Below are 25,568 nucleotides of genomic sequence, written 5' to 3'. Positions count from 1 at the left end.
GATCATGACACTATCGTTGCTTGTTTATTCAATTGCTCAGCGAAGAATGCGTGCAACGATGAAAAAGGTAAAGGCCAGTATTCCGAATCAAATAAATCAGGCGACTGAAACACCAACATTGCGTTGGGTCTTTCAATGTTTTGAAGGAATCAACCTAATTTATCAATCGAATAACGATGTTAATAACCGAGTGTACATCGATGGTTTGGATGAGTTAAGGAGAAAAATCATTCATCTTATCGGTGGGCATGCTGAATATTTGTATAAAATAGAAAAAGTCAGCTAGGGCTCTGATCAATGTCTGGTATCAGAAAAAAGAGGGGCAATAACGACTGACGGGGAAATTAGTTCTAACTTAAAACACTCTTTTAGATATTAAGAAAATGGATGTTTATTCTACCTATATCCAATATAAATATTTACATGGCTAAAAACATAACAGCAGTCGTGTTGAATTACATAAGCCAAGTTTTACGGTAATCAAAGTAGGATGATGCAGATTGAGCTGAAAACGTAGGTCAACTAGAGACTATGTGCGAAAAATTAATATATATACCCATGATACTTCAAGTTACCTTGCCCTGCAGGTGCAAGCTAGAAAACCAGCTCAGCGTTGTAACACTCAAAAAGTGAATGACAATTACCTCGTGTTGCGCCTTGTTCTGATTGCTGAGCTTGTGCCTGACAAAGCATCTTGAGGTAATAAGCATCCGTTAAAGTATGGTTAGCCCTTATCTTTATTTTATTTGATATTATACCAATAACAGTAAATAGCTGATCTATTTTACTGGTTAAAACAACTCACTTCCGCGTTGTGATTTTCGTAAAGGGAACAACCATTTACGCCTTGAATTAAGCTGTTTTTCCTGCGCAAAATTTAGATCACATACTTAATGTAATTGGTATTACAATGCAGTATTTTGATCTCTTCGTTTGCTATTAATTATTGTTAATTGAAAATAACTATAATCGATTTAAGCATCTGCTCATGGGTTATTCCCATTAGAAAAGTGACAATCTTGTAATACGTTATTTTAAGCAACAAACTAATAGAGAACGCTAAATAGAGTGCCTATTTAGCGTTCTCATTGAATGCTATTAATTTTTTGTGACAGTATTTATAAATAACGTTAATTTAACATACCTATCGCACTACCACCGCTCGATACAATATGAAAATCATCAAACTTAAAAGTGGTTGTCTCATTATCGCAGTTTTTATTCATTTTCATTTGTGATGAAAGCTCTTCACATATATCGTCCATGTCGCCCGTTAGCACCCTCTCTGGGCCATCGGTAAAAATTGCGTAGGTGGTGCCATCTAAATCAAAAAATACAACCGGATTATATAAATTAGCATTCAACTCAACATTTGTTAATGTCGCCATAATAAATATCCTTGTTTAATTAGCTATGCATAATCACCGTGACTTATGTTTATCTAGCATAGAAATATACATTGATTGGAATAACGTCGAGAAGAAGTTACCGAAACAATGTGACAGTTATATTAATCATATTCATTGAAGGCAACAAAGTGTGTCATTGAGTTTAAACACAACATTTGTACCTTAGTGGCTTCAAAATCAAGTAACAAGGTTAAAGGGGATACTTACCTTGCTGAAGTTTTAAAAAAGTAAGTGAGTAATCGATGAAGATTTCTAGTTACTCTGCAGAAGTTATATCTAACCCTTGTTGCCAAAAAGCGATTTCCATGCGTGTTGCAGTTCTAAACACAGTAATCAACTCTTGGCCACGTCGGCTGTCTTTGTCAATATCTGCCAGCAAGGCATCAATATGCTCAGTGGTCTGCTGTACACTCTGCTGGAATTCATTCCCGCCATACAGTGCAATCCAACTTTCAAAGGGGTTATTAGCTCTATTGGTCTTGGCATCGTGACACAAATTTCGGCCAATCTCAGCATAACCGAGAGAACACGGGGCCAAAGCTGCATACAAATCAACAATATCGCCTTGCATACCGGCGTCCAATACATAACGGGTATACGCTACCGTGCCGAAGTCTTCATCTTCAGCCTCAAGATCTGCCTCGCTTAATCCCCACTTAGCACAATAGCTAATATGGTGCCCAATCTCAGTGTCTAATAATGCATGCACGCTAGGGAGTGCTTTGCGCATATCCGCTATCGTGCGCGCTTTGTAAATAGCCAGTGCATAGGCACGTGCGTATTGTTTTAAGAATAAAAAATCTTGTTTCAGATAATGTAAAAAGCACGGTTGCGCTAATGTGCCCTTGGCTAATTGGCGCACGAAAGCATGTTTTGTGTAGGCGTCCCAATCTTTACGACAGGCATTAATGAGATCTTGATGATTCATAGTTTAACTCTATATCGGGTTAGGTATTTTTATATGAAGGGTGATTAAGGGGCTACGGGTAGCCCCTGAGATTAACTTAATGCAGTTTACTGAAGAGTCGGGATGTAATCCTTGGCTTTAGGTAGTGTCTTAATGATATTTTGTGAATACATAAACTGTGCATAATCATCGTAACGTTTTAGGTCAATAGCCGATGGACGAAGCGCAAAACGCGTTAAGGTATCGTTCCATGCGCGTTTGTTAAGCTCATTATTTAATGTATCGGGTGCATAAGCGACAAACTCACTCCAAGCCGCACTTGGGTGATTTACAATATAAATAGCAGCTTGTTCAATCGCTTTATTAAATTTTAGAATAGCGTCTTTATCGTAGTGATTAGCATTAGCGACAAAAATCAGTTCATCGTAGATTGGCACGCCATGTTCTTCTGGGAAAAATGCCTTCGACTTATAACCTTCTAGTGCAAGTTGATTGGTTTCAAAGTTACGTAATCCCCCCCAAATCGCATCCACTTTACCTGATGCCAGTGAAGCAGACAGCGCCCAACCGACATTGATAATTTCAACTTCATCGTAATTAACACCGGCGGTTTTTAACATAGTACCAATGGTTGCCTCTTCATTACCCGCGATAGCGATACCAATTTTTTTACCTTTTAGATCCGCCAGTGTTTTTATCTTGCTCTTGTCATTATCTAAGATCATCAGGGTATTAAGTGGTGTCGCGATTAATGTCGCGGAGCGAATCAGTGGCAAACCTGCTGCGACATCAATGGTTAAATTGGGCTGATAAGTGATCGCTAAATCAATTTTGTTAGCAGCCACAAGTTTAGGTGGCATGCTTGGGTCTGCAGGCTCTTGAATAACAACTTCTAAACCTTGATCTTTAAAGTAACCACGCTGCTGTGCGATGACTATCGGACCGTGATTGGGATTCACAAACCAATCTAGCATTAAGGTTAATTTCTTGGTTTCAGCCTGCGCAGTGGCAGAAAGTAGTGTGGTGGTGAGTGCCAGTGCACTTAACAGTGTAGTCTTTTTCATTAAACGTCCTTTGATATTATTGTTTTAGTTATTGGATAAAATTTTATTAAACTTGCCAGTAGATGAATTTTTTTAATAGTTTGTCCGCCACAAAGTAGAGCGTGACGGATAAAGCCGAGAGAATAAATAGGGCTGCAAACATCTCATCAATCATCATGCGTGCATTCGCCTGTAACATCAGATAACCCAAGCCCTCACTCGAGCCAACCCATTCACCGGCAACGGCGCCAATCGGTGCAATAACCACGGCCACGCGAATACCCGAAGCTAGCGTCGGCAATGCTGCTGGAAACTGAATATGGCGTAACATTTGCCATTTTGTCGCGCCCATGGTTTTGGCGAGATCCAGATAGCCCACGGGAGTATTACGTAAACCGTCGTAACAACAGGTAGTGATAGGGAAAAAGATGATTAATGCCGCCATGACAATTTTAGAGGCGATGCCATACCCTAACCAGAGCATTAATATCGGTGCAATAGCAAAAACAGGAATCGCCTGACTAGCAATCAAAATAGGTAATAACCAGCGTTTAACCGGTTTAAAAAGTAACATTTGCAACGCAAATAACAGACCCATGGTTAAGCCTAATAATAAGCCCAACACAATTTCTTGTGCTGTCACCCAACTGTGTTTCAATAACACTGGGGCTCGCTCAATGAGTTTATCAAAGACAGAAAAGGGGCTAGGAAGAATAAACGAAGGCATCTCAAAGATAACCACAATCGCCTGCCATAGGCTAATAATCACTGTCGCACTGATGATTAAACGTAACACAGGGAGTGAGTGATGTGCTTTCTTTTTTAGCTGTGTCAACATGATATTAACTTGTTTTAAATCACTCATAATCTTGCTCTAAGCGATGCATTATTTGCTGTTGCAACTGTGCCCCTTGTGCATCAAAATCACGTGGTGGCTTAGTTTCTGGTACCGACAATAGCTCTGCATAGGCGGGTTTGCCTTGCATGATATAAAGTTGGCTAGCTAAACGAATGGCTTCTTGAGGATCATGGGTTATCAGCACTACGGTTTTATCTTGCAATAATTGATAAGCAAGGTTTTGCAAGCGGTAACGTGTTACAGCATCTAACGCGGAAAATGGCTCATCCATTAATACGATAGGTTTGTCCTGCATCAGCGTTCTGGCCAGCGCGACACGTTGGCGCATACCACCGGATAATTGTTGGGGTAGATAGTGAGCTTTATCACTTAAGCCAACTTTTATTAATAAATCTTGCGCCTTTTCATGCTGTATTTTTATTTTATCTGTTGCAGAGAATTTTGTACTCAGCAAAACGTTATCTAATACCGATAACCATGGCATCAGTAGATCCTGCTGTGCCATATAGGCAATCTCATGTTTACTATCACAAAGAGGTGCGGTGGTTAACTTCCCCTTCCATAACACTTTTTCTTCAAGCAAATTAGCTAGATAGCGTAATAAAGAGCTTTTCCCACAACCACTGCGGCCTAAAATACAGGTCCAAACACCGGCTTTAATATTAACATTAAGATGCTTAAAGATGACTTCTTCACTATCAAGGTAACGCAGGTAGCCATTTTTTATGGTGATACTAACGGCGCCTTCCTTAATCGTTTTTATTGCTTGCTTACCTGACATCGCGATGGCCGTTAAAAAAATGATTTACCGGACCATGACCATTGCCTATCTGTAATTCATCTGCATGGCTGATTGCCTTGGTGATATATTTTTTAGCCCGTTGTACGGCAGGCAGTAACGCATGGCCCTGTGCTAAATAGGAAGCAATCGCTGATGATAACGTACAACCTGTGCCATGCGTATTACCGGTGTTAATACGCTTTGCATTTAAGTGATGAACCTGTTTGGGTAAAATCAACAGATCGTTACTATTTTCATCTTGCGTTAAGTATCCCCCTTTGAGCAGTATCGCATGCTCATTCAATTGACGTAGTGCTGAGACCATTTGTGTCATCTGCGCTTCGTTTTGGGGGATTTCACAGCCAACCAATAGCGCTGCTTCAGGTAAATTGGGGGTGATAATATTCGCCATGGGAAGTAGTGCGGACTTAAGCGTAGCGATCGCAGAGGGTTGTAATAATAGATCGCCATTACGCGTTACCATCACCGGATCCACCACTAAAAAAGTAGGTTGATATTGTTTTATTTTATTGGTCACGACGTTGATAATGTCGCTGTCGGCGAGCATACCCACTTTAACGGCAACCACATTTAGATCGCTAAATACAGCATCAAGTTGCTTTGCAACATGCTCAAGGGGGATAGGGAAAATTGCAGAAACACCCAACGTATTTTGTGCCGTGATCGCAGTAATGACTGAGCAGGCATAACTGCCCGTTGCAGAAATTGCTTTAATGTCTGCTTGAATTCCCGCACCGCCACCACTGTCAGAACCTGCAATGGTTAATACAATCGGGGTCGATGATATTTGATTACTCGCGGTATTTTCGGTCGTAGATGTTGGGTCTGTAAAATGTGACATAAAAGCTCCTAACACAGACAGATCAGGAACGTTATCAAGCAAGACTTTAAAACACTGGGTGAATTAAATGAGTTACAGCAAGCTAAATAGTTCCCTACGCCAGTATTAACTGAATCAGGTTCAACGGGTCTAAAAGTACTATCTCAGCCTTTTTAAAATACACTAAGGCTCCCCGACTATTTTCCGATATTAACAAGTTTTATTAAAAGTGCAATATAACAATTATAATCATTACCTTTTGTTGCTTTTTAAGCTATTAAAAACTAGCGTTACCCAGGGAAAAGAAGCGGACTTCTTTTCTTTAAAAAAATACTACTCACAGGGTGGAGCAAGATGAATTAAGGCTAAGCCACCCAGAGAGGTTTCACGGTATTTCCTATTCATGTCTTTACCTGTTTGGTACATGGTCTCGATTACTTTATCCAATGAAATAAGGCATTTACTATTTCTTTTCATTGCCATTCTTGAGGCATTAATTGCTTTCACGGCGCCCATTGCGTTGCGTTCAATACAAGGTACTTGCACAAGTCCGCCCATCGGATCGCAGGTCATTCCTAAAGAGTGCTCCATTGCAATTTCAGCCGCAATACAAATTTGTTCATTACTGCCACCCCGTAAAGCCGTTAAACCGGCGGCCGCCATTGATGACGATACGCCGACTTCACCTTGGCAACCCACTTCTGCACCCGAAATAGATGCGTTGGTTTTATATAAAATGCCAATTGCACCGGAAACGGCAAGGAAGTCTTTTATTTTCTTGGTATCCAATTCTTTTATAAACTGGTGGTAATAAGTCAATACCGCAGGAATAACACCTGCTGCACCATTGGTTGGAGAGGTAACGACTTGACCACCCGCTGCATTTTCTTCACTAACAGAAAAAGCAAATAGATTAATCCAATCTAAAATTTCCATGGGATCTGTTTCATAAATCGCATTAGCTTCTAGTTTTTTTAACAGATTTGGCGCGCGTCGGACAACATTTAAGCCTCCCTCAAGTATGCCTTCTGTTTCAAAGCCTCTTTGCATGCAACGTGTCATCACCCGCCATATCTGATCCGCTTTTTGATTGATGACATCGATGTCATTGAAAGCCAGTTCATTTTTAAGGATCATCGCCCCTAAACTTAATCCATTTTTATCCGCTAATAGCAACATTTCATCTGCACTTTTAAACGGGTATTGCACCTCTGTTTCCGGTGCGTTACTGCCTTCTTTTAGTTCCTTTTCTGTGACAATAAAACCACCCCCAATAGAGTAATAAATTTCACTGTTCAGTAAGTTCGCACGGTTATCAAAGGCACTTATTTTCATGCCATTTTCGTGTAATGGCAGTTCTTCAGCATTAAATAACAGGTCAGTTTTGTAGTTAAACGTTATATCCTGAGTACCAGCAAGCAATAAGCGCTGTTCGGTTATCGCTTTATGTAATGCTTGATTAGCACTACTAATTTTTATGGTGTCAGGACGATTACCCAGTAAACCTAAAATGCTTGCACGATCAGTGTGGTGACCAATCCCAGTCAGTGATAATGAACCGTACAGGTCAATTTGAATACGCGCCACTTGCGTAAGATTGGACTTAATGAGGCGAGTAAAGTTGTAAGCCGCAATCATCGGCCCATTGGTGTGGGAACTTGAAGGTCCCACACCAATTTTATATATATCAAAAATAGACAGCATAATAGTATCCGTTACGAAAGTGCGAAAAAAAAAGCCAGTGGGGTATCACAGTACATGTCATGATACTTACGATAGCAAAAACGAGTAAACCAGTGTGGCTCACCACGAACTTAGACCGCAGTGTACTTTATCATTAATAATTAACGGTTATTCAGGTTAAGTTACCGCGAGATAAATATTGGCCACTGTGAGTCTCTATTAACAGTATAACCAACATAAAAATACTGCCGATTAGTTTCTCAATTCCGTGACTTAGTAGATTTTTATTTTGAGATCTAATTGTGTCAGCTATAAACGCATTTCAAATTCGAGTTGCTGGTAATCAGGTAACATATGTTCACATAATGGATAAATAGCTTTATCGTGCGCTTTGATACGTAGGTGTGCTAATTCATGCACCACGATCATCTCTACAAAGGCTTGTGGCGCTTAGGGGGGCGTTAGCACCCTAGGAAAATAACCCATTTACTCGAGATGAGGGGCCAGAATTACTGCTCCACTATACTTTTTGGGGCTTCCGATTACGGTCTAAGTTTACACTTAGAAAGCTGGCCGATATAAAATATAAATAGCAACAGCCTAAAAAATCCAATCTGTCATTTCTTGTGTAGAAGTATGAAGATGGGTTGTTTTTAATTTATCAATAAAGTCCATTATGTGTTAACTAGGCTGAGTCAATCTATTAAATCATATCAACCTAGGAGCTTGCTATCATCATCAGTATTTCAGTATTTGATTAATGATTTTTAGATTTTAACCAAACCACACTACCTACAATGACAATTAAAAATGACAGTAACAACAATATCATCATTACCTGGCGTTTTTGTTTGCTGGTTAAATCTAAGCGCTCTACCTTTATGGTTTTTGTACTTAGAAAAACCTGATAGTCTAATTCTGCTAACCAGTTAACAACATTAAGTCCCATCTGCGCATTACTGTATTGATTAATATAAACATTAGTTAAAAAATCTGCATCGGTAAAAACAATAATCCGCGTGTCTGAGAGTTTGTTTTCTGGTGGTTTTTGCTCACTATTTTTTTGTTGATGCTGTTCAAGTACCACATACGAGATAGGAACAGGGCCAGGGGTATCAATACCTTGATCAAATTGAATATCTAAGTGTCTGTTGGTTTCCGCCCAGCTATTCTCTTTTGATGCAGTAGATGCTATCACCGCAAGTTTAATGCTTGAACGACGGTCTTCTAATACCTCAATTGAGCGTGGTCTTACGTAAAAGGTGTAATCTAAACCTTCTGTTATGGCTTTATGCTTGCCATAATTTTTGGTAGCAGGGCTGCCGACATCGTTGCCCACATGGTTAGTAAAATCGACCACAATATCAGACTGAACATTAAGTCCCCACTGATTAAGAATACCATTTAGTGACGGGTTTTGTTGTAACTGTGCTTCTGTTAATGGCTTATCAGTGGTTGTTACGAGGGCATGTTCAATCAAGAATAATGCATTTCCACCTGATGCTAAGTAATCAACGATTAATATCTCTTCCTGTGCGGTCAATGCACTGCGCGGACCTGCGATAATGAGTACGTCACAATCTTCAGGGATCGCCTGAGTAATGCCTAACATCAGTGCGTTACTTTGAATGTTGTTATCCGTTAATAACTGCTTAAATTTCGACAAACCCACATTGTCTTCATTGGACAGTGAATATTCACCGTGGCCTGACAAAAAATAAACCTGTCTAGGGGCACGGCTCGCACGCGCAATGGCATTGCTAAGCTTTTCTTCGGTCAATACTACATCAGTGAAGTCAACATCGTTACGGCCATTACTTGATTGCACGATAACCTTGCGTTCTTTACCACTAACGACATTACCAAATTGAGCTGCATAAGCAATATTGTCAATGGGGTCGATTATTTTTGTGCTAATCAATCCACCCGATAACCTTTCATACTCGTTGAACAGATCTTGTAAATATTTTGGTGGCATACCCACGAATAAGGCGGTTAATTCGACGGGTGTATTTAAGGCGCTAATAAATTTAATGCTATTTGGGGATAGTGTATGTTGTTTTGCTTCAGTCACATCCCAGCGGATAGTGATACTGTTGGCAATATAAACATTCACCGTTAGAAAACTCAGGCTAGCAATCACCATGCTAAAAACGACAGCGAAGCGTTTCCATCTGGCCTTATTAAGGCAAGGCGATTTGTTGACTAAAGGGGTCTCTATTTTGTTGCCTTTGTTGATCAACCTCAGCAAAACAGCCAAGGAAATAGCGCCACTGATAGTTAGTCCACTGGCCAGACTCCAAGACAATAAAATAAAGTGTCCCTCAATATAAAATAACGATAATCCAAGGGTAAATATAAACATCGCTAACCCCGTTAATACAGGGAGTAATTGCTTAAGCATTAAGGTCTTCTTATTAGTATTAGTCATGGTTTATTGCCACAATCTATGGTCGATACTTAAGCGAGTTAATACCAAACAAAGCACCGTGCCCGCTAAGTAATAGATAATATCGTTGGCGGTGATCATGCCGTTAGCGAAGTTTTCGAGGTGAGTACGAGTGCTCAGTTGTATCAAAAACTGTTCGGAAAACCCACTGAAGTATTTGCTCAAACTGATAGAAAAATACAGGGAAAACAGAATCATATAGGATGTCATGGCAGCAATAAGTTGATTACGTGTCCATGAAGAGGTCAACAAACCCACCGAGATAAAGAATGCGCCTTCTAACCAGATACCCACATAACCCGATAAGATAGTATAAGGGTCGGGATCACCAAAATATTCAACAATGAAATAATAACTACTGGTTAATCCAATAAGCAAGGAGTAAAAAATAAGCATGCTTAAGTATTTTCCTAACACAATCATGGTGGGTGTTAACGGCGAGGTTAGTAAAAATTCCATTGTCCCGTTGGCTTTTTCTTCCGCAAATAACTTCATGGTTAATAAAGGAATGATGAAGATAAACATAAACTCCATGACCAGGAAAATATCGCGTAATGACACTTCTCTGTTTTGATCAATAATCAGGAAAAAAAACATGCTAAACAAAGATAGCGAAGCAAAAAGCATAAGATAAGCGATAGGGCTACTAAAATAGCTATGTAGTTCTTTTTTAGTTAAGGCTAATATTTTATTCATCGGTCGTTACTCGTGTTTTTTGGACCTGTTTGCTGCTGGTGATGGTTAATAAAAATTTCTTCTAAAGTGACGGGGCTGGACGGGCTATTATCACTTTCAGATAAACGATCCGAGTGACCGTTCAGTAATGTGTGCAAGGATTCATCTATCACCAACTGACCCGATTTTATCATTAAAATACGTTGTGCTATTTTTTCCATTTCAGTCAACGTATGGGTGCTTAGCAAGACGGTTCTTTGCTCACGCTGATTGCTTATTAATGCTAATACTTGTTGAATTTGGAGTGGATCTAGACCACTCATTGGCTCATCCAAAATAAGCAGTTTAGGCTCGTGAATGATCGCTTGGGCAATGCCCACTCTTTGCTTGTAACCTTTAGATAACGTTGAAATAGTTTTTTGTTTAACCTCTTCTAAATTACATTCTTCTAATACTTTAGCTATTTTAATCGTTTGTTTTTTTGAGGAAATTCCTTTGATTTCAGCTGCAAATTTTAAATATTGGAACACCGTCATATTCATGTATAAAGGGGGCGTTTCTGGTAGGTAACCCACTTTCTCGCGAATGGTTAATGAATTTTTAGTGATATCATCGCCATCAATGAATATTCTTCCAGAAGATGGCGCAAGGAAAGAGGTGATAATGCGCATTAGCGTGGTTTTTCCCGCCCCATTTTTCCCTAAGAAACCAACAATCTCGCCTTGGTTAATCTCAAAGCTGACATCTTTAACGGCTTGAAATGCGCCAAAGCTTTTACTGATATGTTCAACCGTTAGAATACTCACTAAATTGCCTTTTTGTAATGATGATTAGTAACCCATTGCGCATTAAAAGTTTCAAACATAAATATGATTAAATACCCTCGCTATTGAGTCTTATTTTGTCTCAAACAGTTTATTTGTTAGATGATAACGTTTGAAAAATTGAGCGCTAGTTAGTATTAATCATCAACAAAAGAAAGGTTGTATCGCAGTGTAACATGAACAATATATTTTAGTTTTGTATAAGCAACGGTTTGTTTTTATTGTGTTTTTGTTAGACCATCTTGATGGTTAACACTGTCAAGGCTCAGTAGCACAGTAGGGGCGTTGCGTCTAAGAAACCACAGGTGATAGGGCTAAGTCAGGGAGTAATACGCATCAATTTATTGAGCGCAGATGGTGATGGTTTAGCCATTGAGTTTATTCATGGAGTTTATTCATGAGAGGTGAAGTTTATGGTCGTTAAGCTGCCAATGAGTTGAGCGATTTATTACCTCAAGCATTTTGGCGCAATACGATAAGTTAAAAACACACTTTGAAAATATGCTGGCATTAGCATGTGCAATGATTTGGCTGCCAAGGTAAAAGATCACTAGTAGGTGGTCATTTTTACGGCTCAATGTAAGACCCTTAAATTAAGCAAAATGGTTTGATTTTTTTAACGTCGTAAAAAGCTTATCTATCTCTTGCTCAGTATTGTAATGCATGAAACCAATACGTATCACACCTCCCGAGTCCAGTAAACCTAATTGAGTACATAAACCCTGCGCGTAACAATGACCGTTCCAGACACAGATATTATACTGGCCTAATTCCTGCGAAATACTTGATCACTTCATTAATTCCATTGGTATAACTAACAAAAACACCCCGTATAATCATGATATTGATTTAGTTTTTTTGTATAGAATGAAGCGATGTTTGTACAGTGATACGGAAAAAAAGACACCATGCAGGCAAACAATAAGTGCATAAATGGTTTGTTGGCGGTAATCTTTATTATATAAATCCATTAACGAGAGGGAAGTATCTATTGAATACCCATACAAAAATTAATTTCGTTAATTCAATTGAAAACATCAGTCCGAGTCATTGGCAGCATTTAAATAACTCAGCTTGCCCTTTTCTGCGTTACGATTTTTTTGCTGCGCTTGAAAAAAGCCAATCCGTCAGTATTCAACAAGGTTGGCAAGCTCATCATTTAGTGGCGACCACGCATAATGATGTGTTGGCTATTATGCCCATGTATCTGAAAAGTCACTCTTGGGGAGAATATGTTTTTGATTGGGATTGGGCGGATGCATTTAAACGTTACAATATAGATTATTATCCTAAATTAGTGGCCACGATTCCTTTTACCCCAGTGTGTAGCGATAAATTACTTTCTACCCAGTTCTCAGTGAGCGCTTTATTAGCACCGTTAATTGAGCACTGCCAGCAAGAGAACATTAATAGCTGGCACATTTTGTATTGCGATGAAATCAAAACGCCTTTACCCGAGGATGTTTATCAGCGTAATACCGTGCAATTTCATTGGTTTAATCGTGATTATAAGACCTTCGATGATTTTCTGAGTAACTTCACATCACGTAAAAGAAGCAATACACGTAAAGAAAGGCAGTCGATCATTCAACAAGATATTCACATTCGTAGCTTACTAAATGATGACATTACAGAAAAGGATCTCGCGTTCTTTTATTTAACCTATCAGCTGACCTATTTAAAACGAGGCCATCAAGCGCACTTGAATTATGCATTTTTTGAACAAATAGTCACTGAAATGAGCGGTCATATCTTATTGCTCATTGCCAGCCATGAACAACAAGATATTGCCTGCGCACTCTTTTTTTACGATGATACACACCTATATGGTCGCTATTGGGGCTCTACTAAATACTACAACAATTTGCATTTCGAACTTTGTTATTATCGAGGTATTGAATTTTGCATTGAAAAAAACATCAAGGTTTTTAACCCCGGCACCCAAGGTGAGCATAAAATCAAAAGGGGCTTTGAGCCAATATTAACGCACTCTTACCACTGGATAAAACATCCTGACTTTAAGATCGCTATTAAAGATTTTTGTCAGCAAGAGCAACAGCATATGCTAACGTATCAACAGCAATGTCAGCAATTATTACCTTTCAAAAAATGAGATTAACAATATGATTGATAAACCTTTTTCTCAAGCATGTGAAAATAACAAACGACCCATTTTAGATATTTTAACCCGCGTATTCGCGCACACTCAACATGTTTTGGAAGTGGGCTCTGGAAGTGGACAACATGCCGTTTTTTTCGCTCAGAATCTAGCACACTTAACCTGGCAAACCAGTGATTTAGCCATAAATCATGCAGGTATTAATAAATGGTTAGATGAAAGTCCAGTAACGAACGTGCACCGGCCTATGGTACTGGATTTAAATGAAAACTGGCCAACGCCACCCCCTCATCGGCAAGTGGATGCTGTCTATACCGCCAATACACTGCATATCATCAGTTGGCCATTAGTGGTTAAATTTTTTAAGGGAATTGCAAAAAACTTAGCGACTAAAGCAAATGTTTGCATCTACGGCCCTTTTAAATATCACGGGGAATTCACCAGTGTAAGCAATGCAAGCTTTGATCAATGGCTGAAGGGAAGAGATCACCATAGCGGTATTCGTGATATTGAAGCTATCTTATTATTGGCAAATTCAGCGGGCCTTAGTTTAATTCATGATCATGTTATGCCAGCTAATAATCAGCTATTGGTCTTTTCAAAAAATTAAAATAGCTACGGATGCGATACAAGCGTAACAAATATAGATTCCCACGAAAAGTCTGGGAACAAGCGGTGATACAGGAGATCTACATGTTTGATTTAGATGAAATAAAACAACGCACCACTAACAAATCCTATCAATTAGGTGTCTCACTTTACCACGCGGGAAAAGTAAGCCAATTATCGCTGACAAAAGATAAAGCCACCGCGATAGTTTCTGGGCAATATGATTATAAGGTGAGCTTGATTAACACTGAGCATAAAACAGAGGCGAAACAAGGTGAAACGCTACAAGCCAGTTGTGATTGCCCGGCTGCAGATTATCAAGATATTTGTAAGCATGCTATTGCGCTTGCTTTGCGGGTGGAAAGTAGCGCCAAAGAACAACTAGGTGAGATAAGTGATAACGAAACCGCGCTACAGATAAGTGCACAAGCACAATTAAAAAGCTGGTTTAAACAAAAATCAAGCGAGCAGTTAACGGATATCATCATGGCTTATATTGCTGACTCTGAGCATGAGTTTGATAAATGGCAGTTGGCCATGTTAAATGAAGACCATGCACTCAATGCGACTGAACTGGGCAAACTGATCACTAAAGCGTTACCCAAAAAACAAGTATGGGAATGGAATGAGGTCCGTGGCTATTTTTCAGATGCACAGGAGATGTTTGAGGTTATATTTCCCGCAATCGAAAAGTGCACCATAGAGAAACAATGGCAGCTTATTTTAAAAGCATTGCAGCGATTAAATAAAGTGCTAGAGCAGATTGATGATTCAGGGGGCTTTCGTTTTGATATCGAAGGTTTACTTAATGAAAAATTAACCACGCTTTTTAACCAACAACTCTGGTCTGATGAAAAAAAAGCGCAATGGATCTTTGAGCATTTTCAGGTGTTTAAATATGATATTTTTCCCGCTGTGCCTGATGATTTTGAGCTACAAGCGGGTGTGAATAAACGTTTCTTGAACCTTTGTAAAACAGAAGCCGAAAAACGTGTTCAAGCCGGATTGGATTTGAGTAACTGGGATAATAAATGGACTTTTAAGCATTTAACACAACCGTTAATCGAGCAGGCCGAGCAAGCGCAAGACTGGCAAGAGCAGTGCCGTTTAATGACGATGAGTGCGTTTGATCATGCCGATTATTTAAAAATGGGGGATGTGTGTTTACAACATAATGAACCGTTAGAATCAGAACATTATTTACAGCAAGCCTACCAACGCGCCAATACGCCCGATGAGAAAAAACAATGTAATGAATATGAGATAAAAGTGCGTGTTGCATTAACAGAATATAAAGGCGCATGGCAACTTGCTTGGCAACTTTTTACGAATAACCCGAGCTTTATGGCTTATAAAAATCTACAAAAATTACAACAACAAACGGGTGTGATTGATAGTGACTTTATGGAAAAAACCGAGCAGATTTTAGCAAATTGTTATGTTGAAACCACGCGAGGTATCGCGAACAATGCGGATGCATTATTAGATTTTTATCTTGATAAAAATGAATTAGAAAAAGCGCGCTTATGGGCATTAGCGCATAAAGCGAACGCTGTCAGTTTACTTAAACTGGCCAACCTGATTATTGCCTTTGCCCAGCAAGATGCGGTTGATCTATATTATCGGGTACTCGGTACTATTATTGAGCAAACCAATAATAAGGCTTATCAACAAGCTACCGATCTGTTAATTAAATTAGAGAAAATTTTAACAGCGAACGGGGCCGATGCTGTTATTTTGTATGCAATGATCGACAAAATCATTCAACAATACAAACAAAAACGCAATATGATGAAACTGTTAAAAACACACTTTGCGTATTGCTTTAAGTGAATCTATTTACGCGCACTCGTTCCCACGCTCTGCGTGGTAATGCATAGGGTTGGAGTGAATAAGAGCTTAACAAGTATTGCACTCGTTCCCACGATCTACGTGGTAATGCATAGGGTTGGAGTGAATAAGAGCTTAACAAATACACACTCGTTCCCACGCTCTGTGTGGTAATGCATAGGATTCGGAGTGAATAAGAGCTTAACAAACAAGTATGAATTCCCACGCGGAGCATGGGAACTAGGAATATCGGGTGTCGAGGGCTGGGAGAAAATTGCCGACTTGGTCACTTAAAGCTTGACTGGCTTCGACAGTGTCGTGCAGGTATCCCAAAGCACGATACGATGGAGGGTGTTATTGGTCGGCTCAAAACCAATAAAATTGCATCTGCATTCCAATCTTGGATATCTTCGCTCATTAAAAAAACTGGCTGTGATGTTATTGCCATAAGGGTAAAACTACACGACGTTCATTTTCAACGACAGATCGTAAAAAAACACTTCATACTGTCGTTGTCAGCATCAATTAGTTTTAGGGTAAACAGCGGTTGATGCAAAAACAAATAGCAGAGAAAATATTGACCCCTTTCCTTTTCATAGCTATCTACCCCTGCCTAATGAATAATATTTTCACTCTTAAGCTATCAAATACTTACTTAACTCAATAAAAAGTAAAGTTTTTAGTTTAAAATGATTTTTTATATAAATTGTCGTATTTATACCTATCATTCCTCGGAGTTACGAATGCATCTAAAAAGTTTATCAATTACTAATTTTAGGAAATTTCAAAATGAAAATAATACGGTTTATTTCGTAGCTTCTGGAACTCGTAGGATAGAAAACGCTGAACAATCAAATGATAATAATATTGCATCAGCAACAACTTTGATTGTTGGAAAAAACAATTCAGGAAAAACAACTATTACCAAAGCTCTTGAAAAGTTAATAGATGACGGTAATAAAGTTCTAGGAAATGATTTCAATTTCTTATATCTAAATCGATTGTTAGACAAATATTCAATTTTAGAGTTAGAAGAACTTCCAATATTGTCATTCAAATTAGTTGTGTGTATTTCTAAGGATGATCTTGTAACTAATGTCGATGACTTTATTAGTCTTGGATCAGCAACGAGTGATGAATTAACAGAGCTAGAAATTTCAGTAAAATATCACATAAAAGAAGTTGAGTTATTTAAAACTAAAGTATCTAAACTTGTAGAAAAAAAATATCCTATTAAATTAGCATTCAAAAAATTCTTAGAATTAATAGATAAAACAGACTTCAAAATAAAATATTACGGCTTAGATGGGAAGAAAGCTAAAAATAGCAAATTTAAAATAAGTAATTTAATAGAAATGAAATTGATATCTGCAAATAAAAATTTACATGCAACAAATTTATCATCAGTGTTTAATCGGATAATAAAAAATCGTTATGAATCTGAGAGTGCATCATCCGATTTAGAAACGTTAGTTGCAGACATTGATAATATTAATGAAAAGATTACTGCCGGGATATCAGCTACTCACAATGGCTTAGTAAATGATGTACTTAAAAAAGTGGAATCAAGCGATCATCTGGAAGTGGAATTAAGTTCTGATTTAACGTTTGATAAGTTAATGAACAATTTGATAAAGCATGAATACAGTGAATTCGGATTATCTATTCCAGAGAATCAGTTTGGGCTTGGCTATACTAATTTGATGAATATTATTGGTGAAATAATTGAATATGTAGAAAAGTACCCTTTAGACGGAGTGCAGAGTAAAATTAACTTAATCTGTATCGAAGAGCCAGAAACATTTATGCATCCACAGATGCAAGAATCCTTTATTAAATTTATTGATGATGCTGTTAAGCACCTTTTGGAAGCTTCAGTTAATAAAAAAATTAATAGCCAATTGATCATAACGACTCATTCATCCCACATATTAAATAGTAAAATTCATAGCAGTAATTCTTTCGATAATATTAATTATATTGCATTGGAAAAAGGAAAATCCTCAATTGTTCGTTTGGATGATATTGCTGTATCTGGAGATGAGGTTTTTGATGACGAGGGTGAAGAATCTGAAAGTGATTATCATAAACGCAAAAGTAATGAACTTAAGTTTCTAAAAAAGCATATAAAATTTAAAGTATCAGAGTTGTTTTTTGCAGACGCGGTGATATTTGTAGAAGGCATTACCGAAGATACTTTGCTCAATTATTATATAGATCAGAATGACGCTTTAAATAAATATTACATTTCTATATGTAATATTAATGGTGCTCATGGATTGGTTTACTTGCCTTTGATTAAGCTATTGAAAATACCAACATTAATTATTACGGATTTAGATATCCAAAGAAGTCCTGATGAAAAAAAAGCTCTTTCTCAAGTAACCTGCGTAAAGGATAAAAAAACCACAAATACAACTATCCATAAATTCAATTCAAAGAATGAAAGCATTAAAGACATTGTGGGTTATTTTACTGAAGGCAATCTACGTGGTGTTTTTCAAAAAGATCAAGTTGAAGGTTATTATGCGACTTCTTTTGAAGAAGCGTTTATTTTACAAAACTATGATAACGACATATTAAATAAAGTGCTTAGTAAAACTAAACCTGAGATATACAAAGACATCGTAGGTAAAGTCGCACTCAATCAGGATCGATCTCAATTAAAAGTAAACTCATTCAAATTGCAGAAAAAATTATCAGGTAGTAAAAGTGATTTTGCAAATAATCTGCTATATGAGTTTATTGTTCGTGACGAAGGAGAGGAACTTCCTGTTTTACCTCAGTACATTCAAGCGGGGTTATTTTGGCTAGGGTTTAAGGTTGCCGAATCTCTAAGTGTGGGAGAGTCGCAATGAGTTTAACTGTAATAGCGGAAGATTTTATTAATGAAGAAAACTCTATTCAGAAAGAAATTTATGACTCGATAGATAAGAATGAAAATATTATATTTAATGCAGGAGCCGGTGCTGGAAAAACATATGCATTAATAGAGAGCTTAAAATATATTATCAATAATTATGGTTCTAAATTACAAAAGCATAACCAAAAAGTAGTTTGTATAACTTACACAAATGTTGCTGTTGATGAAATTAAAGAACGTCTAGGTTATTCAGATGTAGCGGATGTTTCAACTATCCATGAAAAGCTGTGGAGCTTTATAAGGCAACATCAAAAAGAACTGCTAATTGTCCATACAAATAAAATTAAAGCGGACTTACAAGAGCTGATTAGAAATCTTAATGAAAATGAAGATGTTGAGATCGAAAAAACATATCGGACATACCGTAATTTATCGGCTGAGTTACAAGCGTCTTTTAAAGATTACATAATAGATAAAAAAGATGTTTTTTATAAGGCTTATAGTCGTAATGCATCGGGTTTTAGAGGCGCATTTAATGGTGAGCTAGAGTGTTATGAAAACATTTTAAAAAGTGTCGCAAACTTTAAAAAAGTAGTAAGCACAATTTATAAAATTGAAAATTATAAATATTGTTTACAAAAAATAGAAGAAAAAGATGATGATTATACCGCAGTAAGATACGACTCAAAATTCAATTCTGATATCTTGCATAAAATGCTATTTAGCCATGACACTCTTATAGAGTATGCTTTTGAAATGGTTAAAAAGTATGATTTATTAAAACAAATCATTGGTGACTGCCACCCTTTTATTTTAATTGATGAGTATCAAGATACGAGTCCTCGTGTAATTGAAATCATGCAATTACTATCAGCACATTCACTTAAAATTAATCATAATTTATTCATCGGATATTTTGGTGATAAGGCTCAAAATATTTATGATGATGGAGTCGGATCTAATATTACGTCCTTGCACTCAGGATTAAGGAATATTAAAAAAAGATTTAACCGCCGTTCAACTAGTGAGGTTATTTCGGTTATTAATAAGATTAGAGCTGATGAAATAGAGCAAGAATCAATTTACGAGGATTGTACAGGAGGGAGTGTTAAGTTTTATCATTCTCAAGCTGTAAATAAAAAAGAAGAAATAGACGCTTTTGTTTCAAAATATGTAGATGAGTGGAATATCAATAATGATAAAAAACTACATTGCTTGGTACTTACGAATAAGCTGATAGCTGAGTTAAGTGGCTTTGCTGAGTTGTATTCAATATTTTCTGGAAGCCAATATTATAAGAAGAATTTCCAATACATAAACACTGAATTATTAAGTAATGACTTGGGGAAATTGGGGGTAGTTCCTAGTGTTTTGTATCAAATAATTAAATTAAAAATATTGCTTGAGAACCCTAAAACACCTTTAACTACCTTACTTAGCAAAGAGGTCTATTCATCATTATCTTTTGCAGAATTAAAAGTATTACTTCAACAATTAAAACTAATAACAGGCGATAATTTAAACACCTTCCTTTACTCTATTTTTAACTTATATGCGCTTGGTGATAATAATGTAAAGAAAGTTATTCATGAGGTGATCGGTTTAGATAAAGAGAAGTTGTCATACGATGCTTTTTTCGGTTATGTATTAGATCAACTAAATCCGAACTTAGATTATGAAGATAAAACCGAATATAATTCTGAAAAAGAAAAATTAGAAGCTTTGTTTGCACTTGATATTGAAGAGTATGAGAGATGGTATAACTTTATTAATGATAGGCAAGATTCAGAAGTTATTTACCATACTTATCATGGTACTAAAGGTATTGAGTTTAATAACGTCATCATTATCATGGAGAACAGTTTTGGGCGTGACAAGAGAAAGTTTTTGAATTACTTTTCAGATGTAATTGATCCATCAGGGTTAGGAGATGATGCTAAATGTAAATTTGAAAATACAAAAAATTTACTTTATGTGTCATGTTCAAGAGCAATTAAAAACTTAAGGGTTTTGTACCTTGATGATATATCAACATTTACAGCGGGAGTTGAACATGTTTTTGGAGAAACTCATAATTACACTTCATCTTGAAATGAGTCGCTTGTAGTGGTCAGTAAATCTTGCCTCAGATTTATAGACTTTTATGGCGTAATGGGGCATTCGCGACTTAGTTTACTAGAGTAAAAAGGGCACATAACCCCCTTAAATAGGGGGCCAAATGGATGAGTCCACTGCCCCTTTGATGATAAATTTAAGGGGGATCACCGTCTCGTTTACTAAACTGACCCGCTTTATCAATCTGAGTTAAGCAATAAATGCTGCTGCTACAATTCAAATAAGACATCGGTGCGGATAATATATTTCACCCCTTGGTGAATCGGCTCTGAACTATGAATACAGTGTAAAGGGTGCATACCATGGGGAAAACAAAGTACTGAGCCTGATGCCGTGCGGATATCTATCTCTTTAACATTATCGCCACGATGGGCGGGTTGGCTTGAATCGCCCGCATTTACTAAGAATCGTGTTGCACCGCCTGCAAAGTCTTCGCTCAGAAAGATTAAAAAGGTCATTTGACTAAAACGATCAGCATAAGCATCGGCCACTAACTGATCATTAATGACACGACTGCCAGGCCAAGCACCATCTGAATGTGGCTTGAAATAATCCCCTTTTTTGTAACGATAAAAACGACAACGCGCGTTTAACCCCAAGGCTAATTTGCCATTGAAGATACCTTGGTCGTCAACCATTAAGTGCTTAATGCGATCCCACATAATGCCATTTGTCTGTGCATCCACAACCCAAGTGAGACTGTCATTATGACGTATATCCCGAGGCAGTGAAACGGCTGCATCGGCTAAGTATCCCATTGACTCACTTACAGCGATCAGACGTTCGCACTCATCTTTTGAAAATACATTGAGCAGTTGAAATGCGCCAGGTACTTGCGCAAGCATTTTTTTAGTGACTTTTTGAGGAGATGAGTCGGATAACTTCGCGATATTCGCCTTATTATTTGCCCAAGTGGGTAATGCTGGGTGCTCTGCGCCCGCTTCATAGGCGACAACAAAGTAATCGTTATTAAAAGATGATTTATTCATGATATTTGACCTTATCTTATACATACAATGGTGTTATTGACTGATCACGCGCACTTGTGCAAACTGGCGATGTCCAGCCGCTGTGCCATGAAAACCAAAGCCACTTTGCTTGGCACCCACCCACGGCGCATTACCCCCACCTACACCTTGATTAACTCCGACCATGCCCGCTTCCAGTTGCTCAGCAACCGCATGTGCATCTTGGCCACCAAAAACAACCGCACCTAAGCCGTAGGGACTATCATTGGCGCGCGTAATTGCCTCATCAATGGATTCAAAATGACTGATAACCACAACAGGGCCAAATGTTTCAACTTGCTCTAAGAGCATATCTGGCGTGATACCGGTGATCACAGTGGGTTGGATAAAGGGTGAAGTATAATCATCACGTCCGAGTAATAGTTGAGCGCCTTTGCGCGTGGCATCTTGTAATTGTGCCACGATATTTTGATGCTGTTTGTGGTTCACGATAGGACCAATATTAACCTGCGCTTGATGCCATGGGCCCACTTTATAGCGACCCGCTAAGGCAACAACTTTACGCTCAAATTCATCGGCAATACGTGCATCAACATAAATACGCTCTGTTGAGGTACACATTTGTCCGGTATTTTCAAAAGAGCTGGCAACGGCAAATTGTACCGCTGCATCAATATCAGCGCTGGCCATCACAATCAGAGGATCATTGCCGCCGAGCTCCATCACTAAACGTTTTAAACCCGGTGCCGCATTGGCCATAATATGTTTACCAGTGGCCATTGAACCGGTAAACGCAACCATATTGATATCACTGCTCACCAATGCTTGTCCCGTCTGTTTATCACCTTGAGCAAGCTGTAATACATTCTCAGGCAAAATTTTATTTAACGTATTAACAAACAGCTCAGCGACAAGTGGCGTTTCTTCTGAAGGTTTTAAAACGACACTATTACCGGCCATTAATGCGGGCATCAATAAATTATTGGCCATGGCTAATGGGTAGTTCCAAGGAGATATCACCGCGACCACACCGAGCGCTCGGTATTGTAATTCAGTTCCTCTATCGAGCATTTCATTGCTCAATGCGGCTGTAATTTCTTGGGCAAAGTAAGCGGCACTCTGTATGGTGCCACCCGCTTCATAAGTTGCACGTTGATGGTCTTTTCCCATTTCTTGGCTAATCAATTTAGCCAGTTGATCTTGTACTGATTCTAAATGTTGGTATGCCTGAGTCACTATCTGCTGACGCTGCGTTAATGATAATGCCGCCCAACTTTTCTGTGCCTTGCGTGAGGATGTGACTAATGCCGGCATTTGTTCTGCCGTTGTTATAACAACGGTTCCGATTGCTTCACGGGTACTAGGGTCATAAGACGTTAACGTTGACATAGGGGGGGCTTCCTCGTTGACTGTAAATTTAAATGCGTTGTATTTGCCTTATTTTGATACACTGGGATATAAAAGCAACCAGTATACTTTTAGTAACCACTAGGTTTAAAATGAAAACAACAATAGAAACAATGGCTAACGGTCAAAAAAAAGTGATAAATCCTTGTATTGAACCTTGCTCGGTTGAGCGTGGTATGCGTGCTTTGGGAGGGAAATGGAAAGCCTCGATACTTTGGCATCTACAAGATGGTCCGGTACGATTTAATGATTTGGCACGCATGCTTGGTGGTGCGAGTAAAAAAATGGTCGATCAACGTTTGAAGGAATTGGAGAGCCAAGGTTTGGTGACTCGTCACGTGATTAGCGATAGGCCTATTGCAGTTTCCTATGAGATAACCGAGTTTGGTTGTACTGCGTTAGATATTTTAACGCGCTTAAAAGAGTGGGCGGAAGCGCATGACATTTAGATAAATCACTTTGACAAGCATTTTCAAACTTGAGTGCATAAAGTGACTTAGCAATATTACTCTGTTTACCTGTGAAATTCCTCAATTTCAGTTTGTTAATGGTAAAAGACAAGACGCGATCCCATGGGTTCTTAATATTATATGCCCGTTATCATTCAAGGTGCAAAATTCAGTGAGGTGAGTAGGTTCTAGGCAGAAAGTTGAAGGTCTAGCGGGTTCAATCGATGTTTTCTAACGAATTGTTAAACGCTGGCATTTAATCAATGTCGATAGAGGATTAATGTCTTTTTGTTAATCTCTCGAAAGACAACGAAGATGCTTGCCTTGTGGGTCGCCAGCTCGCCTCTTGTGCAACCATAGTAATTCGGCGTTGCAGTATTCGATAAGGGCTAGTCATTAAAGAATGAAAGTCTTTTATTTCATTCTACCGAGAGAGGATTAATGTCTTTTTATTAATCTCTGGTAAGGTCATCATACTACGCCTTGTCTGAATGGCACTGTCCACCCTTAGATCCTGTGTTTTTTCTCTGCTTGGGAGGGTGGCCATTTTTCAGAATATTAGCGCGAGCCTCATGTCTTGGTAGCATCAATAAACTATAAGCTGAGGCTCTTTTTTTCTTGCTCTAGGCTCTACGCGTCCGGCCCTATTTCCTACCTTATGGCCTGCAATTATAAAAAAACTTCTTGATGTTTTGCATTGAATTTTTGAACTTTTCTGAAACTGAATTCCATATTTGCAATGCATTTTTGAAACTAATTGATCTTATCTTAAGGTTAAACTCTTTCGCTGTTTGTGCCATCAAAATTCGAATTATATTGTTAGCCAATAAATAAATCCATATCTCTTTTTTACCCATATCTGGAGACTTACAACTTAGCTCATGCCCCTTAATTATTATTTAATCAGTTTTTTATCTAAAAATTTCCTTAATGCAGTGCCATTCGTATCAGGTCTTTAATCTTGCATATATGTCCTATGCATTTCACCAAAAACAAGGGAGAATCTAACAAGGTTTCATGGTGTTTTTGCATCAAACAGTAAGCAAAGAGCAGAAGTGACACCCAATAAGGGTAAACAAAGTAAATCAGTGACGCAGACGATGCTGGACGATAATCTCGAAGAGAAAATCGACAAAAAAAACGCAACTCAATGACCTGGGCGCAAAGGCTCAAAAGGGTCTTTGGGATAGAGATAGAAACCTGTCATCAAGGCGCTGGTGTGGTTAAGATCGTTGCAAGCATTGAAGATCCAGCTGTGAGAGAAAAGATACTCAGTCACCTTCATAAAAAGAATGAAAAAATAGTAAAGAGCTTACAGGCGGAAAGTCGAGCTCCTCCTCAGATGAGTTTGTTTGAATAAAGGCAAGTTCATCATAAATAGAGGCGGCGGGTTTAGACAACCGCGGGAGGGACTTGCATTTTTACCTGTAATTTTGTAAAAGAATTGAATAATAGGCGATAAATGTCAGTATTTCACTCCCTCAGAGCAATGAAAAAAGAGGTAAATGTGGAAAATAGGAGGTAAGCCATTTTAGGTATTAAGAAAAAGGATGTTTATTCTACCTATACTCGTAAGTGCTTAGGTGATGAATAAAACGGCTAATGTATGTGAGGGATCTAGCAGGGAAAACGGGTTTAAAACAAACAGAATGAGTTTGCTTTCTGGTCAGTTGTTAATTCAAGCATCAAAAGGCAGGACTAAAGTCCCACTTCCGATGAATAATTAGCTTACTTTTG

General features: G+C 38.2%; 18 protein-coding genes, 3 pseudogenes and 1 riboswitch. Of the genes and pseudogenes, 7 read left to right on the top strand and 14 right to left on the bottom strand.

Going from position 1 to position 25,568, the window contains the following annotated elements; all coding sequences use genetic code 11:
* Positions 1–286: pseudogene (locus G322_RS20195) on the top strand (IS1634 family transposase); the annotation flags it as partial.
* 844 nt (positions 287–1,130) lie between these two features.
* On the opposite strand, the gene G322_RS0107750 reads toward G322_RS20195, so the two are convergent.
* From G322_RS0107750 to G322_RS22635, 12 genes and pseudogenes are all read right to left on the bottom strand, one after another.
* Complete coding sequence (locus G322_RS0107750) at positions 1,131–1,388, bottom strand: hypothetical protein (protein ID WP_022941231.1); 258 nt, start codon at positions 1,386–1,388, stop codon at positions 1,131–1,133.
* Positions 1,389–1,665: 277 nt separating this feature from the next.
* Positions 1,666–2,337, bottom strand: coding sequence for a thiaminase II (gene tenA / locus G322_RS0107745; protein ID WP_022941230.1), 672 nt, complete (start codon positions 2,335–2,337; stop codon positions 1,666–1,668).
* An 86-nt stretch (positions 2,338–2,423) separates the two neighbouring features.
* Positions 2,424–3,380, bottom strand: coding sequence for an ABC transporter substrate-binding protein (locus G322_RS0107740; RefSeq protein WP_022941229.1), 957 nt, complete (start codon positions 3,378–3,380; stop codon positions 2,424–2,426).
* Positions 3,381–3,426: 46 nt separating this feature from the next.
* Positions 3,427–4,197 (bottom strand): ABC transporter permease, encoded by a 771-nt coding sequence (locus G322_RS0107735; RefSeq protein WP_425413890.1) that lies wholly within the window; start codon positions 4,195–4,197, stop codon positions 3,427–3,429.
* Positions 4,198–4,216: 19 nt separating this feature from the next.
* Complete coding sequence (locus G322_RS0107730) at positions 4,217–4,999, bottom strand: ABC transporter ATP-binding protein (RefSeq protein ID WP_022941227.1); 783 nt, start codon at positions 4,997–4,999, stop codon at positions 4,217–4,219.
* On the bottom strand, positions 4,989–5,861 hold the full coding sequence (thiD, locus tag G322_RS0107725; RefSeq protein WP_022941226.1) for a bifunctional hydroxymethylpyrimidine kinase/phosphomethylpyrimidine kinase: 873 nt from the start codon (positions 5,859–5,861) through the stop codon (positions 4,989–4,991). The genes G322_RS0107730 and thiD overlap by 11 nt, the downstream gene beginning before the upstream one ends.
* A 74-nt stretch (positions 5,862–5,935) precedes the next feature.
* Positions 5,936–6,046, bottom strand: a riboswitch (TPP riboswitch).
* A 127-nt stretch (positions 6,047–6,173) separates the two neighbouring features.
* Positions 6,174–7,544, bottom strand: coding sequence for an L-serine ammonia-lyase (locus G322_RS0107720; protein WP_022941225.1), 1,371 nt, complete (start codon positions 7,542–7,544; stop codon positions 6,174–6,176).
* Positions 7,545–7,832: 288 nt separating this feature from the next.
* Positions 7,833–7,970, bottom strand: a pseudogene (locus G322_RS21705) (YgjP-like metallopeptidase domain-containing protein); the annotation flags it as partial.
* Between the two features lie 310 nt (positions 7,971–8,280).
* Positions 8,281–9,927 (bottom strand): GldG family protein, encoded by a 1,647-nt coding sequence (locus G322_RS0107710; protein ID WP_022941223.1) that lies wholly within the window; start codon positions 9,925–9,927, stop codon positions 8,281–8,283.
* Positions 9,928–9,957: 30 nt separating this feature from the next.
* Entirely contained in the window at positions 9,958–10,668 is a 711-nt protein-coding gene (locus tag G322_RS0107705; protein ID WP_022941222.1) for an ABC transporter permease, read from the bottom strand.
* Positions 10,665–11,453, bottom strand: a complete 789-nt coding sequence (locus G322_RS0107700) for an ABC transporter ATP-binding protein (protein ID WP_022941221.1) — start codon at positions 11,451–11,453, stop codon at positions 10,665–10,667. Before G322_RS0107700 ends, G322_RS0107705 begins: the two co-directional genes overlap by 4 nt.
* Before the next feature lie 611 nt (positions 11,454–12,064).
* Positions 12,065–12,241 (bottom strand): annotated as a pseudogene (locus G322_RS22635) (aminotransferase class V-fold PLP-dependent enzyme); the annotation flags it as partial.
* A gap of 221 nt (positions 12,242–12,462) precedes the next feature.
* Between G322_RS22635 and G322_RS0107695 the strand changes: the two are divergent.
* From G322_RS0107695 to G322_RS0107670, 5 genes are all read left to right on the top strand, one after another.
* The gene (locus G322_RS0107695; protein ID WP_022941220.1) at positions 12,463–13,584 is read left to right on the top strand and encodes a GNAT family N-acetyltransferase; all 1,122 of its coding nucleotides are present in this window, start codon (positions 12,463–12,465) and stop codon (positions 13,582–13,584) included.
* A gap of 13 nt (positions 13,585–13,597) precedes the next feature.
* Positions 13,598–14,200 (top strand): DUF938 domain-containing protein, encoded by a 603-nt coding sequence (locus G322_RS0107690; protein WP_028866499.1) that lies wholly within the window; start codon positions 13,598–13,600, stop codon positions 14,198–14,200.
* Between the two features lie 83 nt (positions 14,201–14,283).
* Positions 14,284–16,032 carry an SWIM zinc finger family protein gene (locus G322_RS0107685; RefSeq protein WP_022941218.1) on the top strand — a complete coding sequence of 583 codons (1,749 nt, stop codon included), beginning with the start codon at positions 14,284–14,286 and terminating at the stop codon, positions 16,030–16,032.
* A gap of 740 nt (positions 16,033–16,772) precedes the next feature.
* The gene (locus tag G322_RS0107675; RefSeq protein ID WP_022941217.1) at positions 16,773–18,887 is read left to right on the top strand and encodes an AAA family ATPase; all 2,115 of its coding nucleotides are present in this window, start codon (positions 16,773–16,775) and stop codon (positions 18,885–18,887) included.
* Complete coding sequence (locus G322_RS0107670) at positions 18,884–20,983, top strand: UvrD-helicase domain-containing protein (RefSeq protein ID WP_022941216.1); 2,100 nt, start codon at positions 18,884–18,886, stop codon at positions 20,981–20,983. Before G322_RS0107675 ends, G322_RS0107670 begins: the two co-directional genes overlap by 4 nt.
* A gap of 233 nt (positions 20,984–21,216) precedes the next feature.
* On the opposite strand, the gene G322_RS0107665 is transcribed toward G322_RS0107670, so the two are convergent.
* Positions 21,217–21,996: a prolyl hydroxylase family protein gene (locus G322_RS0107665; RefSeq protein ID WP_022941215.1), complete on the bottom strand. Its 780-nt coding sequence runs from the start codon at positions 21,994–21,996 to the stop codon at positions 21,217–21,219.
* A gap of 33 nt (positions 21,997–22,029) precedes the next feature.
* A complete protein-coding gene (locus G322_RS0107660) occupies positions 22,030–23,364 on the bottom strand; it encodes an aldehyde dehydrogenase family protein (protein ID WP_022941214.1) in 1,335 nt (444 codons plus the stop codon).
* Positions 23,365–23,474: 110 nt separating this feature from the next.
* On the opposite strand from G322_RS0107660, the gene G322_RS0107655 reads away from it, so the two are divergent.
* Complete coding sequence (locus tag G322_RS0107655; RefSeq protein ID WP_022941213.1) at positions 23,475–23,831, top strand: winged helix-turn-helix transcriptional regulator; 357 nt, start codon at positions 23,475–23,477, stop codon at positions 23,829–23,831.
* Positions 23,832–25,568: the final 1,737 nt, after the last annotated feature.

It is taken from the genome of Psychromonas hadalis ATCC BAA-638 (assembly GCF_000420245.1).
In the GTDB taxonomy this organism is placed as follows: Bacteria; Pseudomonadota; Gammaproteobacteria; order Enterobacterales; family Psychromonadaceae; genus Psychromonas; species Psychromonas hadalis.
Note: the sequence above shows the minus strand (reverse complement) of the source record. Positions and strands in the feature narration are given on the sequence as shown.

Bases quoted from the DNA above. Each gene is read 5' to 3' on its own strand.
- G322_RS0107735 (WP_425413890.1), bottom strand. From the start codon at position 4,197: ATGTTGACACAGCTAAAAAAGAAAGCACATCACTCACTCCCTGTGTTA.
- G322_RS0107655 (WP_022941213.1), top strand. From the start codon at position 23,475: ATGAAAACAACAATAGAAACAATGGCTAACGGTCAAAAAAAAGTGATA.
- G322_RS0107660 (WP_022941214.1), bottom strand. From the start codon at position 23,364: ATGTCAACGTTAACGTCTTATGACCCTAGTACCCGTGAAGCAATCGGA.
- G322_RS0107750 (WP_022941231.1), bottom strand. From the start codon at position 1,388: ATGGCGACATTAACAAATGTTGAGTTGAATGCTAATTTATATAATCCG.
- G322_RS0107720 (WP_022941225.1), bottom strand. From the start codon at position 7,544: ATGCTGTCTATTTTTGATATATATAAAATTGGTGTGGGACCTTCAAGT.
- G322_RS0107675 (WP_022941217.1), top strand. From the start codon at position 16,773: ATGCATCTAAAAAGTTTATCAATTACTAATTTTAGGAAATTTCAAAAT.
- G322_RS0107670 (WP_022941216.1), top strand. From the start codon at position 18,884: ATGAGTTTAACTGTAATAGCGGAAGATTTTATTAATGAAGAAAACTCT.
- G322_RS0107710 (WP_022941223.1), bottom strand. From the start codon at position 9,927: ATGCTTAAGCAATTACTCCCTGTATTAACGGGGTTAGCGATGTTTATA.
- G322_RS0107730 (WP_022941227.1), bottom strand. From the start codon at position 4,999: ATGTCAGGTAAGCAAGCAATAAAAACGATTAAGGAAGGCGCCGTTAGT.
- G322_RS0107685 (WP_022941218.1), top strand. From the start codon at position 14,284: ATGTTTGATTTAGATGAAATAAAACAACGCACCACTAACAAATCCTAT.
- G322_RS0107705 (WP_022941222.1), bottom strand. From the start codon at position 10,668: ATGAATAAAATATTAGCCTTAACTAAAAAAGAACTACATAGCTATTTT.
- tenA (WP_022941230.1), bottom strand. From the start codon at position 2,337: ATGAATCATCAAGATCTCATTAATGCCTGTCGTAAAGATTGGGACGCC.
- thiD (WP_022941226.1), bottom strand. From the start codon at position 5,861: ATGTCACATTTTACAGACCCAACATCTACGACCGAAAATACCGCGAGT.
- G322_RS0107665 (WP_022941215.1), bottom strand. From the start codon at position 21,996: ATGAATAAATCATCTTTTAATAACGATTACTTTGTTGTCGCCTATGAA.
- G322_RS0107740 (WP_022941229.1), bottom strand. From the start codon at position 3,380: ATGAAAAAGACTACACTGTTAAGTGCACTGGCACTCACCACCACACTA.